This is a genomic window from Arthrobacter sp. SDTb3-6, assembly GCF_013376095.1.
GTDB lineage: Bacteria > Actinomycetota > Actinomycetes > Actinomycetales > Micrococcaceae > Specibacter.
The window spans coordinates 1-16,551 of record NZ_JAAMFN010000058.1 but is presented as its reverse complement, the minus strand read 5'-3'; the positions used below and the strand labels follow the sequence as shown (position 1 = coordinate 16,551).

At 67.9% G+C, this 16,551-nt stretch carries 15 protein-coding genes; 4 read left to right on the top strand and 11 right to left on the bottom strand.

Features of this window, described 5'->3' with window-relative positions:
• Positions 1-70 precede the first annotated feature (70 nt).
• The 8 genes from G6035_RS18255 to G6035_RS18220 all read right to left on the bottom strand — a co-directional run bounded on the left by G6035_RS18255 (position 71) and on the right by G6035_RS18220 (position 9,492).
• Positions 71-1,462, bottom strand: coding sequence for a sulfate adenylyltransferase subunit 1 (locus tag G6035_RS18255; protein WP_176618529.1), 1,392 nt, complete (start codon positions 1,460-1,462; stop codon positions 71-73).
• Entirely contained in the window at positions 1,462-2,472 is a 1,011-nt protein-coding gene (cysD, locus tag G6035_RS18250) for a sulfate adenylyltransferase subunit CysD (protein WP_176618528.1), read from the bottom strand. Before cysD ends, G6035_RS18255 begins: the two co-directional genes overlap by 1 nt.
• Entirely contained in the window at positions 2,469-3,215 is a 747-nt protein-coding gene (locus G6035_RS18245; RefSeq protein ID WP_176618527.1) for a phosphoadenylyl-sulfate reductase, read from the bottom strand. Before G6035_RS18245 ends, cysD begins: the two co-directional genes overlap by 4 nt.
• Entirely contained in the window at positions 3,212-4,987 is a 1,776-nt protein-coding gene (locus G6035_RS18240) for a nitrite/sulfite reductase (protein WP_176618526.1), read from the bottom strand. Before G6035_RS18240 ends, G6035_RS18245 begins: the two co-directional genes overlap by 4 nt.
• 141 nt (positions 4,988-5,128) lie before the next feature.
• Positions 5,129-5,896 carry a sirohydrochlorin chelatase gene (locus tag G6035_RS18235; protein ID WP_256128107.1) on the bottom strand — a complete coding sequence of 256 codons (768 nt, stop codon included), beginning with the start codon at positions 5,894-5,896 and terminating at the stop codon, positions 5,129-5,131.
• 19 nt (positions 5,897-5,915) lie between these two features.
• A complete protein-coding gene (locus G6035_RS18230; protein WP_176618525.1) occupies positions 5,916-7,334 on the bottom strand; it encodes an MFS transporter in 1,419 nt (472 codons plus the stop codon).
• 3 nt (positions 7,335-7,337) lie between these two features.
• Entirely contained in the window at positions 7,338-8,558 is a 1,221-nt protein-coding gene (locus tag G6035_RS18225; protein ID WP_176618524.1) for an ABC transporter permease, read from the bottom strand.
• Position 8,559: 1 nt separating this feature from the next.
• Positions 8,560-9,492: an ABC transporter ATP-binding protein gene (locus G6035_RS18220; protein ID WP_256128106.1), complete on the bottom strand. Its 933-nt coding sequence runs from the start codon at positions 9,490-9,492 to the stop codon at positions 8,560-8,562.
• A gap of 148 nt (positions 9,493-9,640) precedes the next feature.
• Here G6035_RS18220 and G6035_RS18215 point away from each other — a divergent pair, with 148 nt between their 5' ends.
• The gene (locus G6035_RS18215) at positions 9,641-10,285 is read left to right on the top strand and encodes a TRIC cation channel family protein (RefSeq protein WP_176618523.1); all 645 of its coding nucleotides are present in this window, start codon (positions 9,641-9,643) and stop codon (positions 10,283-10,285) included.
• Between the two features lie 38 nt (positions 10,286-10,323).
• A complete protein-coding gene (locus G6035_RS18210; RefSeq protein ID WP_176618522.1) occupies positions 10,324-10,752 on the top strand; it encodes a hypothetical protein in 429 nt (142 codons plus the stop codon).
• Positions 10,753-10,790: 38 nt separating this feature from the next.
• On the opposite strand, the gene G6035_RS18205 is transcribed toward G6035_RS18210, so the two are convergent.
• From G6035_RS18205 to G6035_RS18195, 3 genes are read right to left on the bottom strand one after another with little or no spacing between them, the layout of a single operon-like run.
• A complete protein-coding gene (locus G6035_RS18205; protein WP_176618521.1) occupies positions 10,791-11,894 on the bottom strand; it encodes a polyprenyl synthetase family protein in 1,104 nt (367 codons plus the stop codon).
• Complete coding sequence (locus G6035_RS18200) at positions 11,891-13,228, bottom strand: geranylgeranyl reductase family protein (protein ID WP_176618520.1); 1,338 nt, start codon at positions 13,226-13,228, stop codon at positions 11,891-11,893. Before G6035_RS18200 ends, G6035_RS18205 begins: the two co-directional genes overlap by 4 nt.
• 8 nt (positions 13,229-13,236) lie before the next feature.
• Entirely contained in the window at positions 13,237-13,932 is a 696-nt protein-coding gene (locus tag G6035_RS18195) for a demethylmenaquinone methyltransferase (RefSeq protein ID WP_176618519.1), read from the bottom strand.
• A gap of 55 nt (positions 13,933-13,987) precedes the next feature.
• Here G6035_RS18195 and G6035_RS18190 point away from each other — a divergent pair, with 55 nt between their 5' ends.
• A complete protein-coding gene (locus tag G6035_RS18190; RefSeq protein WP_176618518.1) occupies positions 13,988-15,319 on the top strand; it encodes an isochorismate synthase MenF in 1,332 nt (443 codons plus the stop codon).
• A gap of 204 nt (positions 15,320-15,523) precedes the next feature.
• Entirely contained in the window at positions 15,524-16,420 is an 897-nt protein-coding gene (locus G6035_RS18185) for an ABC transporter substrate-binding protein (RefSeq protein WP_256883739.1), read from the top strand.
• Positions 16,421-16,551 lie beyond the last annotated feature (131 nt).

Here is a 16,551-nt window from a genome sequence, read left to right as displayed (position 1 = left end):
GTTAATGGACGACGGCGTTCCCTCCTTGGGTGCGTCCCGCACCCGGGCGCACGGCTCGACCACCGGACCGCTAGATCACGTAGCGTTCGTCCTCGTGGTCTCCGGGGTGGTCCCGCACCAGGCCTGCGGCCAGCGTGTTGCCGTCCTGCGGGTCCACCACCAGGAACGCGCCCGTGCGCCGGTGCAGCGCATACGTCTCGACCGGCAGTGCCGAGGACAGCCGGATCTGGGCCGTGCCGATGTCATTCAGCTCCAGCCCGGAGGCGGCCTCCAGCCCAAAGGATTCCAGGTCCAGCTTGCCCGTCACGGCCCGGATGAGGCCCTGGACGGTCCTGCTGCCGTGCTTGATGAGCACCTTGGCACCTTCGCGCAGCGGCTTGGCCGAGAGCCAGCACAGTTCCGCGTACAGGTCCTGGCTCGTTTCGCCAAAGGTGCCCGTCGCGGCGATCAGGTCGCCGCGGGCAATGTCGATCTCCTCGCTCAGGCGCAGCGAGACCGACTGCGGCGCCACGGCCCGTTCCAGCGAACGCCCCGCAAAGTCGATGCCAACCACGGTGGCCCTCCGTCCGGACGGCAGGACCGTGATGTCCTCACCCACGGCCACCGACCCGGACGCCACTTGGCCCGCATAGGCGCGGTAGTCACGGAAGGAGGCGCCGGCGTCGTCGGCGGAAACCAGCCCGGGGGCCAGCGCACCCTGCGGACGGATCACCAGCTGGACCGGGAAGCGGAACGGCTCCAGGCCGCGCTCCACCTCGTCCAGGGTGGGCAGCGTCTCCAGGATTTCCAGCAGGCTGGGGCCCGTGTACCAGGGGGTGCGGGCGGAGCGTTCCACCACGTTGTCGCCCTCCAGCGCGGACACGGGCACCACCAGCACATCGGTGACGCCGATCTGCTCGGCCACGCCCTGCACCTGCGCCTCAATGGCACCGAAGGTGTCCTCGCTGAAATCGACGAGGTCGATCTTGTTCACTGCCACCACCACGCTGGGCACGCGCAGCAGGCGCAGCACGGACAGGTGCCTGCGGGTCTGCTCCAACACGCCCTTGCGGGCATCGATGAGCACGACGACGGCGTCAGCCGTGGACGCGCCCGTCACCGTGTTCTTGGTGTACTGGATGTGCCCGGGGCAGTCGGCGAGGATGAAGCTGCGCCGGTCCGTGGCGAAGTAGCGGTAGGCCACGTCGATCGTGATGCCCTGTTCGCGCTCGGCGCGCAGGCCGTCGGTCAGCAGGGCCAGGTCGATCTTTTGCGTGCTGCCGTTTTCTCCGCCGAAGCCCCGGTCCGCGGACGTGCGGGTCACGGCGTCGAGCGTGTCGGCCAGGATGGCCTTGGAGTCGTGGAGCAGCCGGCCCACCAGGGTGGACTTGCCGTCGTCGACGGAGCCGGCCGTGGCGAAGCGGAACAGGGTGCCGACAGGGGCCTCGACAGGCTCGACCAGCGGGTTGGTTGAAGTGCTCATTAGAAGTACCCGTCCTTCTTGCGGTCTTCCATGGCGGCCTCGGAGATGCGGTCATCGGCCCGGGTGGCGCCACGTTCGGTCAGGGTTGAGGCGGCCACTTCGCGCACCACGTCGTGGACGGTGGCGGCGCTGGAGGCCACGGCACCGGTGCAGGACATGTCACCCACCGTGCGGTAGCGGACCTGCTTGATGACCACTTCCTCATCGGGGCGCGGCTGGGACACCTCGCCCACGGCACGCCACATGCCGTCGCGTTCAAACACCTCGCGCTCGTGGGCGTAGTACAGGCCCGGCAGCTCAATGTTTTCGCGGGCGATGTAGCGCCACACATCCAGCTCGGTCCAGTTGCTGATGGGGAAGGCCCGCACGTGCTGGCCCACCGTGTGGCGGCCGTTGTACAGGTTCCACAGTTCGGGGCGCTGGTTGCGCGGGTCCCACTGGCCGAACTCGTCGCGGAGGGACAGGATGCGCTCCTTGGCGCGCGCCTTGTCCTCGTCGCGGCGGCCGCCGCCAAAGACGGCGTCAAACCTGTTGCGGGCGATGGCGTCCAGCAGTGGCACGGTCTGGAGCGGGTTGCGGGTGCCGTCAGCGCGCTCGGCCAGCTCGCCGCTGTCGATGAACTCCTGCACGGAGCCCACTTCCAGGCGCAGGCCCAGCCGTTCCACCGTGCGGTCGCGGAAATCGATGACCTCGGGGAAGTTGTGGCCGGTGTCCACGTGCAGCACGGGGAACGGGACCTTGCCCGGCCAGAATGCCTTCGTGGCCAGGTGCAGCATGAGCACCGAGTCCTTGCCGCCGGAGAACAGCAGCGCGGGGCGCTCAAACTCGGCAACGACCTCGCGGATGATGTGGATCGCCTCGGATTCGAGGAGGTCCAGGGAGTCCAGGGTCTCGACTTGGGGCCCCGGACGCGAGGGGTCCCCTGCCGGGCTTGCGAGGCCGGGGAGCGTTTGGGGCTCGACCGGCGAATCAGGCTCGACCAGCGTCGGTTCTGTTGTTTGGGTGCTCATGTGTGTAGCCCGCATTCTGTCTTGGAGGTGCCGGCCCAGCGGCCGGACCTGGGGTCCGCGCCGGGGGCCACTTTCTTGGTGCAGGGTGCGCAGCCGATGGACGGGTAGCCCTGGCCCAGCAGCGGATTGACGGGCAGGAGGTTGTCCTCGGAGTAGCCGGCCAGGTCCTCGGCGGACCAGGTGGCCACCGGGTTGACCTTGACCAGGCCGTTCTTTTCATCCCAGCTGACCAGCGGCGTGTTGGTGCGGGTGGGGGCCTCGTCGCGGCGCACGCCGGTGAACCACAGCTCATAGCCGGCGAGGGCCTTGTGCAGGGGTGCCACCTTGCGCAGGGCACAGCAGCGGCCGGGGTCGCGGGCAAACAGGTCCCGGCCCAGCAGCGAGTCTTGTTCGGCCACGGTGTGCTCCGGCAGGACGTCGACGACGTTCACCCGCAGGTTTTCCGCCACCTCGTTGCGCGTGGCGTAGGTTTCCGGGAAGTGGTAGCCGGTGTCCAGGAACAGCACGTCAACGCCGGGCAGCTGGTCGGCAACCAGGGCCGGCAGCACGGCGTCGGCCATGGAACAGGCGACGGCGGCCGCTTGCGTTTCGAAGTTCTTCGCCACCCAGGCGATGACCTCCTTCGCGGACGCGTCCCAGGCCAGTGCCGCGGCTCCCGCCTCGGCGAGCGCCTGGAGTTCGGTGTGGGAGCGGAGCGCGGTCTCGACAGGCTCGACCAGCGGGGTCAGTGGGTTGGCACTCATTTCAGCAGCTCCTCATCAACCCTGTGGGCGAATTCTGCGAAGGTTTCCCCTGCCAGCTTGTTGTTGACGTAGCTGCGAATGACGCGCTCCACGTAGTCGGGCAGGTCGGGGATGGCCACCTTCAAACCGCGGACGGTGCGGCCAAGGCCGGCCTCCTCACGGTTGTGCGAGGACAAGCCGCCGCCGAGGTGGACCTGGAAGCCCCCCTGGGTGCCGCCGTCGTCCGTGGGGACAACAATGCCCTTCAGGCCAATGTCTGCCGTCTGGATGCGGGCGCAGGAGTTGGGGCAGCCGTTGAGGTACAGGGTGAGCGGCTCCTCGAGTTCCCCGGCGTCGACCAGGTCGGCCAGGCGCTCCTCGAGTTCGGAAATGATGTTGATGGCCGTGTCCTTCGTGTTCACGATGGCCAGCTTGCAAAATTCGACGCCTGTGCACGCCATGGTGTTGCGGCGGAAGACGGAGGGCCGGGCGGAGAGCCCAATTTCATCCATGCCGGCAATGACCGGCTCAACGTGGTCCCTGGGAATGTCCAGGGCGATGATCTTCTGCAGCGGGGTGGTGCGCAGGCGGTGGGAGCCGTGGGCTTCCAGCAGGTCCGCCAGGGCCAGCATGCCCGTGCCGGAGAAGCGGCCCACGCACGGGGCGGCGCCGATGAAGAAGTTGCCGTCCTTTTGCTCGTGGACGCCAACGTGGTCGCCGTTGACTTTGGCCTTGGGCGGGGCCACGCCGTCGGGCAGCTTGTGGCCCAGGTATTCGTCCTCGAGGACCTGGCGGAACTTCTCCGGCCCCCAGTCCTCCACCAGGAACTTCAGCCGGGCCTTGTTGCGCATGCGCCGGTAGCCGTAGTCGCGGAAGATGCTGGTGACGCCCTCCCACACGGCGGGGCCCTGCTCCGGCGGCACAAACACGCCAACGCGCTTGGCCAGGCGGGGTGCGGTGGAGAGTCCGCCGCCCACCCACAGGTCGTAGCCGGGGCCCAGTTCCGGATGCTGCACGCCCACAAAGGAAATGTCGTTGATTTCGTGGATCGTGTCGTGGTCCGGGTAGCCGGTGATGGAGGTCTTGTACTTGCGCGGCAGGTTGGAAAACTGCGGGTTGCCAATGTAGCGCTCGCGCAGTTCCTGCAGGAATCCGGTGGGGTCGATGATCTCGGCCTTGGCGATGCCGGCAACGGGGGATCCGAGCATGCCGCGGGGCACGTCGCCGCAGGCCTCGGTGGTTTGCAGGCCCACTGCTTCGAGGCGGCGCCAGATCTCCGGAATGTTCTCAACCTCGATCCAGTGGAACTGGATGTTCTGGCGGTTGGTCAAGTCCGCCGTGTTGCGGGCAAAATCAATGGAAATCTGGCCGATGACGCGCAGCTGTTCGGTGGTGAGCTTGCCGCCGTCGGTGCGCACCCGCATCATGAGGTAGCTGTCCTCGAGCTCGTGCGGTTCCAGCTGGGCCGTCTTGCCGCCGTCGATCCCCTGCTTGCGCTGCGTGTACAGGCCCCACCAGCGGAACCGCCCGTGCAGGTCGTCGTCGGCGATCGAATCGAAGCCCTGCTTGGAGTAGATCGTCTCGATGCGGTGGCGCACGGAGAGCCCGTCGTCTTCCTGCTTCCACACCTCGACAGGGTTCAGCGGAGCCTTGCCGTCCACCTTCCACTGGCCGTGGGGCTTGGCGGCGGGGCGGGCGCGGACGGGGCGCTGTGCCGGCGTCCCGGCGGACTCGGCGGCGGGGCTGTTTTCCGTGCCGGGGGCGGCCGCTCCGGCGAGAACTGTCTGTGTCATGAAACGAGCGTAGGTTGCCTGTTGCCGGCGGCAGGAAGGCGGTGCAACGCGGGTTCACCTTGGGCAATATTTCGTCACGTGCCCCGTTTGGGCGCCGGGTGTGCTGGGCTGGGATGTCGTGCCGGCGGCGGGGCCAGCGGGTCAGGAGGCGCCCTGCCCGGCTTTTCGCGCTGCAGCGGCCACGGCTGCGTCAAAGTGTTCCAGTGCCAGCTGCGCCACCAGGGGCGAGGGCAGCAGCGGCTCGCTGACCCGGTCCGCGCCGGCCGTGCCCAGCTGGTCGTGGAAGTACCCCGGTGCCAGCAGGTAGGAGGCGACGGCGACGCCGGCCGCACCCTGCGCGCGCAGCTGCGCCACGGCGTCGGGCACGGTTGGTTTGGCGCTGGCACCATAGGCGGCCAGCACCGTTTCGGGCCTGCGGACGGCAAGGTCGGCAGCCAGCACCTCGATCTGCCCGGCCGCTTCCGGCCGGGAGGAGCCGGCCGCCGCCAGGACGATCCCCCAGTGTGCAGGCAGCGCCCCCAGCCGCTCGTCAAGCAGCTTGGCCAGGCGCGGGTCCGGGCCCAGCGGCGCCGCCGCGAGCGAGCCGGGCCGGCGTGCCACGGCGTGGGCAATGTCCACCTGGACGTGGAACCCCACCGTCAGCAGAAGGGGCACGACGACGGCCCGCATCCCGGCGGGCAGCCCCGCCATCACCTCCGGGAGCGCCGGTTCCTGGACGTCCACGTAGGCTTCCAGCACCGCCAATCCGGGGCGGAGGTCCGCGATGTCGGCCCGGAGCCGGTTGATCCGGGCCCGGCCGTCTGCGTTGTTCGTGCCGTGGGCGCAGGCGATCATGACCGTCGTGCCGGCGTCGCCTGTGCCTGTGCTGCCCTCCGCCACGGGCCCACCTCCCAAAGTCGTTTGCATCATTCTGTTCAATGTACGTCAATCAAGGTGTGTCACCGGTGTCTGGCTTGCCCTCCTCCACGGCCACCGCCGCCGCGGGCACCTCCGCCGCGGCCCTGTTCGTAATCCCGAACGCGGAAACAACGCCCCCGGCAATGAACATGCCGGCGGTGATGGCCACAATGCGCCGGAACGACCCAAAGTCCAGCACACCGCCCAGCATGGCGCCCGCGAGCGCCACAGCGACCAGGCCCGCCACCCGGGACACCGCATTGTTGATGGCCGATCCAATCCCGCTTTGCGCCGGCCGCACCGCCCCCAGGATGGCCGAGGTCAGCGGCGCCACCGTGACGGACATGCCCACGGAGAACACCAGGAGGCCCGGCAGGATATGCAGCCAAAAATTGAACGGCCGGGAGGTGGTGGCCATCAGCAGGTAGCCGGCACCGGCCAGGATGGGCCCCGCCGTCATGAACAGCCTCGGGCCGTATTTGCCGGCCAGGGTCCCAAACCGGCCGGCCAGCAACAGCATGACGACGGCGGTGGGCATCGACGCCAGCCCGGCCAGCGCCGCCGGGAAGCCGGCCACCTCCTGCAGGAACAGCACCATCATCAGCCCGCCCAGGGACGCCCCGGCATAGATGAAGGTGGTGGCAACGTTGCCGATGCCAAAATTCCTGATGCGGAACAGGCCCAGCGGCATCATGGGCGCCCGCGTGCGCCCTTCCCACCACAGGAACACGGCCAGCGCAGCCAACCCCAGCACGAACGGGACAACCACGGCGGGGCTGCCCCAGCCCAACCGGTCCTGCTCGATCAGGGCAAACACCGTCCCGGCCAGTCCGGCGGAGGCCAGCAGCGCACCCGGGACGTCCACCCGCCCCGGGGAGCCGGCGGCAGCACCGGCGTCGTCCGCGGAAGGCAGCGCCAGCCCGCGCAGCAGCACCAGCGTGGCGGCAATCGGCAGGACGTTGACGGCGAAGATGAACCGCCAGCTGGCGAAGTCCACGAGCAGCCCGCCCAGCAGCGGGCCCGCCAGGAACGCGGTGCCGGTCCAGGCCGTCCAGGAGCCGATCGCCTTGCCCTGCGCGGTCCCGCTGAACGTGGAGGTGATCAGCGCCAGTGAGCTGGGCACCAGCAGCGCCGCGCCCGCGCCCTGCACGCAGCGCGCCAGGATCAGCACCAGCGCGGTGGGCGCCACGGCGCAGGCCAGGGAAGCAACGCCAAATATGAGCAGCCCGGCGCGCAGGACCCGGACGCGGCCCAGGGTGTCGGACAACGAGCCGGCAATGAGGATCAGCGAACCCAGGGCCAGCAGGTAGGCGTCCACCACCCACTGCTGGGTGGTCAGGCCCCCGCCCAGCTCCCGGGTCAGGGCCGGCAGCGCCACATTGACGATGGCGCCGTCGAGGAACGCCACGAACGATGCCAGGACCGCCACCCACAGCACGCGGCGCTGCATGGTTCAGCGCCTTCTGGCGAAGGCGGTGCGCAACGAGAGCTTGCGCGAATATTCGATGGAGCCGTAACGGAACAGGTGCACGGCCAGGCGCAGGGCCAGCGCGCCGAAGGCAAACAGCTCGGCAATGACCACCGCCGCCGAGGCCGCGTTGAGCGAGCCGAAGCCATTGCGCAGCATGGCCGTGATGGGGGCGGTGAACGGGAAGAAGGTAAAGATCTGGACGATGACGTTGCCGGGGTCGCTGACCACCATGGTCACGATGTAAAACGGGATGAACATCATGATCATGACCGGGGCGAACACGGTGCTGGCATCCTTCGCCGTCGGCATCACCGCACCGATGGCCACCAACACGCCGGTGAAGAGGATGAACCCGCCAATGAACAGCAGGGCGCCCACCAGCATGGGCCAGAACTGGATTTGCAGGTGCGAGATGTCAAAGTTGGGCATGGCCAGCTGGTCGCGGAAAAACACGTAGCCAAGGACCATCGGCGCGGCAAACACCACGGCCTGCACCGTGCCCACCAAAAACAGCGAGACCACCTTGCCCACCACCAGCGTGGTCGGGTTCAGCGTGGTGAGGATCATCTCCGTGACCCGGTTTTCCTTCTCCTCCAGCGTGGACGCCAGCATCTGGTTCGCCAGCAGGATGATCACCACGTAAAACAGCACCAGGAACAGCAGCGGCGGCACCACGGTTTCCAGCCCGCCGGAGACCTGCCCGTCCTTGAAGGTTTCCGCCTGCGTGCTGAACGTCCCCTGCACGGCGGCCGCCAGCTCCGCCGAGCCCACCTTTTCCCGTGCGGAGAGGACCACCAGCTGCCTGGCCACCGCCTCGTAGGTGCCGTTCTTGAAAATGCCGTGGTCCGTGCCGTACACCTTCACCTGGCCCTCGGTGAGGCTGGCCGGGAAGCTGAAGTAGGCGTTGAGCCTGCCCTCCCGGACACGTTCGACGGCGGTCCCCGGATCCGTCTCCACCTGCCCTCCCATGGCCCGGGCTATGGCGGGGTCCAGCAGCGCGGAGGCGTCCGTGTAGCTGAAGCTGAGCTTGTCGTTCTTTTGCGCCTCGGACAGGGACTTGGTGCTGGAACTGCTGGCGAACACGAGCCCAAACACGATGGCCAGCAGCGCCGGGATGGCCAGCGTGGCAATCCAGAACCGGCGTTTCTTGATGGTGCGGGTGAATTCAAACTGCACCACGGTGCCCAGGTTGTGCCGTGCCATGCTAGATCGCCGCCGCTTCGGCCGTGGAATTTTCCCCATAGACCTGGATGAAGATGTCGTCCAGGCTGCGCTTTGCCGCCACAAAGCTGCGGACCAGCATCCCGGAATGGACCAGTTCGCGCAACACCTGCGCTTCGTCGGCGGAGTCGTCCAGGGCCAGCTCGGCATAGTTGGTGTCCGCCAGCACCACCCGGAAATTCGGTGACGGGGGGAGGGTTCCGGAGAACTTCAGCCGCACGGTGCGCCCGCCAAACTGGTTCTGCACCTCGTCAATGGTGCCGTAGGCCTCGCTCCTTCCGTCCTTGAGCAGGATGATCCGGTCGCACAGCCGTTCCACCTCCTCCATCTGGTGCGTGACCATCACGACGGTGGCGCCGGCCTTCTTCCTGTCCTCGATGATGTCCATCAGCAGCCTGCGGTTCACCGGGTCAAAGCCCTTGGTGGGTTCGTCCAGGATCAACAGTTCCGGATTGTTCATGATGGTGACGCCGAGCTGGATCTTTTGCTGCTGTCCGCCGGAAAGCTTGTCCACGCGCACATCCGCCTTGTCGGCCAGGTCCACCCGGTCCAGGTAGTCGCGGGAAAACCTTTGTGAATCCGCCCGGGAGAGGCCCTTGAGCCGGCCAAAGTACGTCATGACGTCCAGCACGGACTCCTTTTTGTACAGTCCGCGCTCTTCGGGCAGGTACCCGAGCCGGGCCCCATAGTCGTCGCTGAACACCCGGCCGTTGATTTCCAGGGTGCCGGACGTGGGCCGGTAGATGCCCAGCAGGGCCCGGATCGTGGTGGTCTTCCCGCTGCCGTTGCTGCCCAGGAAACCAAACGTCTCCCCGCGCGCCACGTCGAAGGAGAGCCCGTCAATGACGGTGTTCTCGCCAAACTGCATGCGAAAATCCTTGATGTGGATGAGAGGTTGCGCGACGGCGTTGTCCATGGTGCCAGCGTATCGACATTTCACGGCCGTGGGGGCGTGCGCCCGGCGCGTCCGGGACCGCTGATGGTTGCCCTGCAGTCGGCCGCCGTACGCTTGAACCGGCCCTCCGCGGCCGCTCCGCCGACCCTCCGACCCAAGGAAGTGACCCGTGCACCTTGACATTCCACTGATCCTGGACCTCGCGGGCTGCTTTTTCTTCGCCGTCTCCGGTTCACTGCTGGCGGTCCGGAAGGGTTTTGACCTGGTGGGCTCGGTGCTGCTGGGATCCCTTGTGGGACTGGGTGGCGGCGTGGTCCGCGACTTCATCCTCAACGCCGGGCCGCCCGCCGCCTTCAGCAACCCCATTTACCTGGCGGCGCCGCTGCTGGCCGCCCTGATGGTGTACCTCGTGGTGGGCGGCGTGCAACGCGTCAGCCGGCTCGTGTTGATGTTCGACGCCGGCGGGCTGGCCCTGTTCTGCATCACCGGTTCGCTGAAGGCGCTGGAGGCCGGCATGAACGCGGCCGCCGCGATCCTGCTGGGCGTGGCGACGGCGGTGGGCGGCGGAATCCTGCGCGACATCACGGCAGACCAGGTGCCGAGCGTCTTCGACCCGAAGACCATGTACGCCATTCCGGCACTCCTGGGTTCGGCCCTGGCCACGGGCCTGTGGTACCTGGGCTGGCTGAACCTGGTCACGGGGACTGTTGTCGCGGTGGTGGTCTTCGCCCTGCGCATGCTGGCCCTGCACTTCCACTGGCACGCGCCCCTGGCGGCCCGCAGCTGGGCACGACCGCGATTCCGTCGCGGCTAGGATTGGGGAAACAACAATCGCCGATCCTGGAGTATTGAATGTCCGACATCTTTGTTGAGAAGTTCCGTGGCCTGGTTCCCCTGTACCTGGGCGAACCGTGGCAGAAAGCGGACGGGATCGACCGGGAGGACCTGGACAGCATTTTTGCCGAACTGGACCTCACCGTCCCCCAGGCCCTGCAGGAATTCCTCAACGCCGTGGGCAACTGTGAAGAACTCATGGAGGCCTACTACTACTTCTGGGATCCGGAAGAGCTCGAAATCGAGGACGGCTACCTTTTGTTCCTGGAGGACGAGGACGAGGCCTACACCTGGGGCATGCGGGCGGACCAGGCCGATGTCCCCGACCCGATCGTGTGGCGCCGCAACAACGCCACCGGCGAGTGGGTCAACGAGGAAGGCACGTTCAGCGAGTTTGTCCTCGACATGCTCGACTGGGTCTTCAACGACGACGAAGACGACGACTGACCCCCGCACGGCGGGGCCGTCACCGGCCTGAACCTGGGCTAGACGTCGCGGTCCACCACGGCCTCGGCAAAGCTGGCCAGCGCCGACTTGACCATGCCGTCAGGCAACGGGGCCAGGGCGGCGATGGCCTGGGCCGACCATTCGCGCGCCACGGTCCAGGACTCGGCGGTCACGGGGTGTTCGCGCAGCGCCGCCACGGCCTCCGCCAGCGCCTCGTCGCTGCTGAGGTCGCCCTCCACGAGCGCCAGCACGGAGGCGGCGGCGGCATCGCCCGCCGCAGCGGCCTTGCGCAGCAGCAGCACCGGCAGCGTGGGCACGCCTTCGCGCAGGTCCGTGCCCGGCGACTTCCCGGACACCTGCTTGAGCCCCGTGACGTCAATGACGTCGTCGGCCAGCTGGAACGCGATGCCCACCTTTTCGCCGTACTCCAGCATGACGTCCTGCAGTTCCTCGGGCACGCCGGCAAAGATGGCGCCAAGCTGCCCGGAGGCGGCCACGAGCGAGCCGGTCTTGTCTGCAATCACGGACAGGTAGTGCTCCACGGGGTCCTGGTCCTCGCGCGGCCCCACGGTCTCGTGCAGCTGGCCCAGGCACAGGCGTTCAAAGGTGCGGGCCTGGATTTCCAGCGCCCGGCCGCCCAGCTCGGATACCAGGATGGAGGCGCGGGCAAAAATGAGGTCGCCGGTGAGGATGGCCACCGTGTTGCCCCACACCTCGTGGGCCGTGGGCGCACCGCGGCGGTAGGGGGCGGAGTCCATCACGTCGTCGTGGTAGAGCGTGGCCAGGTGCGTCAGTTCGACCACGACGGCGGCCTGCACCACTTCCGGCCTGCCTGCGTCCCCCAGGTGGGCGGCCAGGAGCACCAGCAGCGGGCGGATGCGCTTGCCGCCGGCCTCCACCAGGTGGCGGCTCGTGGCGTCGGCCAGGGGGTCGGAGTTGGCGATGGCCTCCCGCAGGACCTTTTCCACCTTCGCCATGCGCAGCGCGATGGAGGGCCCCAGCTCCGGGTCATCGGCGACGGCGGTGAATCCGGCAGGCAATTGCAGGGCGGTGGCAATGGCCATGGTGCTGGGATTGGCGTCCGCGGAATCGGTACGCCCGTGTCCGGCATGGGTCCAGCTATGGTCTGCGGAAGTAGTCACTGCTTAACACTAACTATTGGAAGGGATGTTGCGTGGACGTCACGGGTCGTGCCTTGGTTGCCGGTGGCGGGCACCAGCTTCTCCAGTAGATGAATCACTCTATCCTCAAAACCGCGTTCACCGGGGTCCGTAAGGTTGGCCATGAGCCGCACCACAAAGCGCATGAGGGCCGGGAGCGGCATGCCCGTGCGCAGGGCCAGCTTCATGATGGCCGGGTTGCCGATCAGTCCCGCAAAGATGCGGCCCAGGGTGAAGTGGCTGCCCCACTGCCCGCGGACATGGGCACTGTAGCCGGCGAGGGCATGGTTCGCGGCCAGCCGCGAGTTGGTCCCGGCCGCGCGGACAATGAATTCCGCCGCGAAGCGGGCCGACTCCATGGCGTAGGAAATGCCCTCGCCGTTGAAGGGGCTGACCATGCCGCCGGCATCGCCGAGCAGCATCAGCCCGTCGGAGTAGTGCGGGGTGCGGTTGAAGCCCATGGGCAGGGCGGCGCCGCGGATGGGCCCCACCTGGTTTTCCGGCGTGAACCCCCATTCCGCAGGCATGGAGGCCGTCCACTCGCGCAGCACGGAACGGTAGTCCAGCTTGCCGAATTCCTTGGATGAGTTCAGGATGCCCAGGCCCACGTTGGAGGTGCCGTCGCCCACGCCGAACACCCAGCCGTAGCCGGGGAGCGGCTTGCCGGGCCGGCCCGCCTTGGACGGCGCCGCCAGCTCCAGCCAGCCTTCCATCCAGTCGTCGTTGTGCCGCGGGGAGGTGAAGTAGGTGCGGCAGGCCACGCCCATGGGCCGGTCGTCGCGCTTCTGCAGGCCCAGGGAGACGGCCGTCCGGGTTGAGTTGCCGTCGGCGGCCAGCACGACGTCGGCGAAAAAGTCCCGCGTCTCCCCCGTCTTCCGCCCCTCCCCGTCCACAAGCGACGCCCGGGCACCCACCACGGTTCCGGCGTCGTCCGTCAGGGCCCCGGTGACCGCATGGCCCTCCAGGACCGAAGCGCCGGCGGCCTGGGCATGGCGGGCCAGGGCCTCGTCAAAGCCCAGCCGGGTGCGGATCAGCCCGTAGTCGGGGAAGTTGGAAAGCTCCGGCCAGGGCACCTCGACGGTGCGGCCGCCGGCAATGAGGCGCAGCCCCTTGTTCCGCCGCCAGCCGTCCCCGGCCGGGTGCGGCAGGCCCATGAGCTGCATTTCCCGCACGGCGCGGGGCGTGAGCCCGTCGCCGCACACCTTCTCGCGGGGGAAACGGGTCTTCTCCAGGACCGTGACCTCGGTCCCGGCGGAGGCCAGGTGCCAGGCGGCGGTGGATCCGGCCGGGCCGGCGCCGACAACAAGTACCTTCACGGGGACCGCTAGGCCGGTTTCACGGCGCGGTGCACGGCCACAATGCCGCCGCTGAGGTTCCGGTACGCCACGGACGTCCAGCCGGCCTCATGGAGCCAGGCGGAGAGTTCGTCCTGGTTGGGCCAGGCGCGGATCGACTCGGCCAGGTAGACGTACGCGTCGGGGTTGGAGGCGGTTTTCCGGGCCACGGCCGGCAGCGCGCGCATCAGGTACTCGGTGTAGACGGTGCGCCACGGGGCAAAGGTCGGGTGGGAGAACTCGGCCACCACCAGCTTGCCCCCGGGCCTGGTCACGCGCAGCATTTCGCGCAGCGCCTTCTTCGGGTCGATGACGTTGCGCAGCCCAAAGGAGATGGTGGTGGCGTCGAAGGAGTTGTCCGCGAACGGCAGGTTGGTGGCGTCCCCGGCGATGAAGTCGATGTCCGGGCGGCGGCGCTTGCCCACCTTGAGCATGCCCACGGAGAAGTCGCAGGCCACGACGTGGATGCCGGCGTCGGCGTAGGGCTCGCTGGAGGTGCCGGTGCCGGCCGCCAGGTCCAGCACGCGCTGGCCGGGAACGGCATCGACGGCATCGACCACGACCCGCCGCCAGCGGCGCGTCTGCCCCATGGACAGGATGTCGTTGACGATGTCGTATCGGGGGGCCACGTCGTCGAACATGGCGGCCACTTCGTCCGGACGCTTCTCAAGGGATGCACGGTTCACCCCCCTAGTCTCTCAAACTTTGCGCGCGCGTGTGGACGAGTAACCTTGACTCATCATGACTGCAACCCCCGGCACCCTTCCGCTGCGCACCCTGACCACGGCCCTGGACGCCGCAGCACTGGACGGGCTTTCCGCCGCCACGCCCGCCGACCTCCTGGCCCCCGACGCCTTTTGCTGGCTCCGCCGCGGCGAAGGCCTGCTGGGCTACGGGGAGATCGCCCAGTTCTCCGGCACCGGCCCGGAGCGCTTTGCCGACGCCGAACAGTGGTGGAAGGAGCTGCTGGAGGGCGCCTTGGTCCGGGATCCCGTCCGCGTGCCGGGCACCGGCCCCCTCGCCTTCGGCTCCTTCGCGTTCTCCAAGTCCAGCCCGCACCCGTCCGTGCTGGTCATTCCGGAACTCGTGGTGGGCTTCCGCGACGGCACTGCCTGGGTCACACATCTCACCGTGGACGGCACGGTGCCCACGGCGGATTCCGCCCACGCCTTGTTGCGCGGCGTCCTGTCCAACGCTGCCGGAAGCCGTTCCGGTACGACGCCGGAGCCCCCCGCCGCGGGCACCGTGCGTTCCGGGGCGCTCACCGAGGAGCAGTGGAAGGCAACCGTCGCCGAGGGCGTCCGCGCCATTGGACGCGGCGGCCTGGACAAGGTGGTTTTGGCCCGCGATGTGGTGGCGAACCTTGAAAAACCGGTCTCGCGGGTTTCAATCCTGCAACGATTGGTGCAGCTGTACGGCGAATGCTGGACGTACGGGGTGCGCGGCCTGGTGGGTGCCACGCCGGAAATGCTGATCAAGGTTGACGGCACCACGGCGCAGGCCAGGGTGCTCGCCGGCACCCTGGACCGCAACGACGAACCGGCCGGCGCGGTGGGGTTTGCGGCGTCGGTCCTGGGCGGCTCGGCCAAGCAGCGCCAGGAACACGACTTTGCCGTCCGTTCCCTGACCCGGCAGCTTGCGCCCTTCGCCACGGACCTTTCCTTTCCGGCCGAACCGTTCATCCTGGAGCTGCCCAACGTCTGGCACCTGGCCTCCGACGTCACGGCCGAGCTGGCCGACTTTGAGGGCCACCTCCCCACCTCCCTGGCCCTCGTCGAGGCGCTGCACCCCACGGCGGCCGTGTGCGGAACGCCCCGCGAAAACGCCGGGGAGCTGATTCTCGAACTGGAAAAGATGGACCGTGGGCCGTATGCCGGGCCCGTCGGCTGGCTCGACGGGGCCGGCAACGGCGAGTGGGGCATCGCCCTGCGCGGGGCGGTGCTGGAGGACCCCTTCTCGGTGCGGCTGTACGCCGGCGCCGGCATCGTCGAGGCGTCCGATCCGGAGTCCGAGCTGGCCGAGACATGGGCCAAGTTCCGGCCCATGCTCCAGGCGCTCGGCCTGCATGCCTGATTTCGTCCGGGATTTCAGACAGCTTCCCCGGGAAGGCCCTTGCGCACTGGCGGATAAAGTTGTTTGATAGTGAAACATAGTTTACCGTGATGCAAATCACAGGGCGTTACACTAGATTCTGATCTCTGTGCTCCAGTTCGAAACAAAGGGTTAAATATGCAAATCTCGTCTAGGCTTACCGTTCGCCTGGCAACCGTGGCCGCAGTGGCAGCGTTGGCACTGACAGGCTGCACCACCGCGTCCCAGGGCGGCGGGTCCGGCGCAGGCAGCACCGGCGGCGCCACGGCAGCCTCCTTTGACCCCGGCACCGTGGCCAAGGATCCTGCACTCATTGCGGAGCTTCCCGCGGCCATGAAGGGCCAGACCACCCTGACCGTCGGCACTGACACCTCCTACGCCCCTGCCGAGTTCCTCGGCGGCGCGGACGGCCAGACCCCCGAAGGCTATGACGTGGACCTGGCCAAGGCCATCGCGGCGACCCTGGGCATGACGGCCAAGGTCCAGACGGCCGAGTTTTCCTCGATCCTGCCGTCCCTCGGTGCCAAGTACAACCTCGGCATCTCCTCCTTCACGATCAACCCGGAACGTGCCAAGGCCGTGAACTTCGTCAGCTACTTCAATGCCGGCGTGCTGTGGGCCGTCCAGAAGGGCAACCCCAAGGGCATCACCATGGACAACCTCTGCGGCAAGAAGGTCGGCGTCCAGACGGGCACCATTGAGGAAAACCCGGACGTGTCCGGCCGCTCCGCAGCCTGTGTCAAGGCCGGCAAGCCCGCCATCGACATTGTCTCGCTGAAGAACCAGACGGACGTCACCACGCGCCTGGTCAACGGCAGCATCGACGCCATGAGCGCCGACTCCCCCATCATCGGCTACGCCCTGTCACAGACCGGCGGCCAGCTGCAGACCCTCGGCAAGGTCTACGACGGCGCCCCCGAGGGCATCGCGATCGCCAAAAACGACATGGCCCTGACGAACGTCATCGGCAAGGTCATGAACAAGCTGATCGACGATGGCACCTATGGCAAGATCCTCAAGGCCTGGAACAACACCGAGGGCGCGGTCACCAAGGCTGAGGTCAACCCGGTGGTCACACAGTGAGTGTCATCGCGGCACGCAGGAAGGCCCAGGGCCCCGAAGGGGCTCCGGAGCTGATCAAGTCCGTTCCTGTCCGGCACCCGGGGCGGTGGGTCGCCAGCGTCATCATCATCGTGCTGGCGGTCCTGGCCATC